Annotated in this window: 1 rRNA gene; it reads left to right on the top strand. The window is 51.4% G+C overall.

Annotated elements, in window-relative coordinates:
• Nucleotides 1–87: 87 nt before the first annotated feature.
• Nucleotides 88–1646, top strand: a 16S ribosomal RNA gene (locus tag IGI38_RS24875).
• Nucleotides 1647–1711: the final 65 nt, after the last annotated feature.

Genomic DNA, 1711 nt, shown 5'->3' with positions numbered 1-1711 from the left:
AATAGAAACAAACAACATAGCAAGCAATATGCTAGCAAGTCAATTATTACAATTGAGCTTAACAGTCGCAAGACTGTTTCAAACACTTTTTATGAGAGTTTGATCCTGGCTCAGGACGAACGCTGGCGGCGTGCCTAATACATGCAAGTCGAACGCTTTTTCTTTCACCGGAGCTTGCTCCACCGAAAGAAAAGGAGTGGCGAACGGGTGAGTAACACGTGGGTAACCTGCCCATCAGAAGGGGATAACACTTGGAAACAGGTGCTAATACCGTATAACAATAGAAACCGCATGGTTTCTATTTGAAAGGCGCTTTTGCGTCACTGATGGATGGACCCGCGGTGCATTAGCTAGTTGGTGAGGTAACGGCTCACCAAGGCAACGATGCATAGCCGACCTGAGAGGGTGATCGGCCACATTGGGACTGAGACACGGCCCAAACTCCTACGGGAGGCAGCAGTAGGGAATCTTCGGCAATGGACGAAAGTCTGACCGAGCAACGCCGCGTGAGTGAAGAAGGTTTTCGGATCGTAAAACTCTGTTGTTAGAGAAGAACAAGGATGAGAGTAGAATGTTCATCCCTTGACGGTATCTAACCAGAAAGCCACGGCTAACTACGTGCCAGCAGCCGCGGTAATACGTAGGTGGCAAGCGTTGTCCGGATTTATTGGGCGTAAAGCGAGCGCAGGCGGTTTCTTAAGTCTGATGTGAAAGCCCCCGGCTCAACCGGGGAGGGTCATTGGAAACTGGGAAACTTGAGTGCAGAAGAGGAGAGTGGAATTCCATGTGTAGCGGTGAAATGCGTAGATATATGGAGGAACACCAGTGGCGAAGGCGGCTCTCTGGTCTGTAACTGACGCTGAGGCTCGAAAGCGTGGGGAGCAAACAGGATTAGATACCCTGGTAGTCCACGCCGTAAACGATGAGTGCTAAGTGTTGGAGGGTTTCCGCCCTTCAGTGCTGCAGCTAACGCATTAAGCACTCCGCCTGGGGAGTACGACCGCAAGGTTGAAACTCAAAGGAATTGACGGGGGCCCGCACAAGCGGTGGAGCATGTGGTTTAATTCGAAGCAACGCGAAGAACCTTACCAGGTCTTGACATCCTTTGACCACTCTAGAGATAGAGCTTCCCCTTCGGGGGCAAAGTGACAGGTGGTGCATGGTTGTCGTCAGCTCGTGTCGTGAGATGTTGGGTTAAGTCCCGCAACGAGCGCAACCCTTATTGTTAGTTGCCATCATTTAGTTGGGCACTCTAGCGAGACTGCCGGTGACAAACCGGAGGAAGGTGGGGATGACGTCAAATCATCATGCCCCTTATGACCTGGGCTACACACGTGCTACAATGGGAAGTACAACGAGTCGCGAAGTCGCGAGGCTAAGCTAATCTCTTAAAGCTTCTCTCAGTTCGGATTGTAGGCTGCAACTCGCCTACATGAAGCCGGAATCGCTAGTAATCGCGGATCAGCACGCCGCGGTGAATACGTTCCCGGGCCTTGTACACACCGCCCGTCACACCACGAGAGTTTGTAACACCCGAAGTCGGTGAGGTAACCTTTTGGAGCCAGCCGCCTAAGGTGGGATAGATGATTGGGGTGAAGTCGTAACAAGGTAGCCGTATCGGAAGGTGCGGCTGGATCACCTCCTTTCTAAGGAATATTACGGAGACTACACAGGTTGCTTTATTCGTTCAGTTTTGAGAGGTCTACTCTCA

It is taken from the genome of Enterococcus sp. AZ128 (assembly GCF_051714485.1).
In the GTDB taxonomy this organism is placed as follows: Bacteria; Bacillota; Bacilli; order Lactobacillales; family Enterococcaceae; genus Enterococcus_A.
Note: the sequence above shows the minus strand (reverse complement) of the source record. Positions and strands in the feature narration are given on the sequence as shown.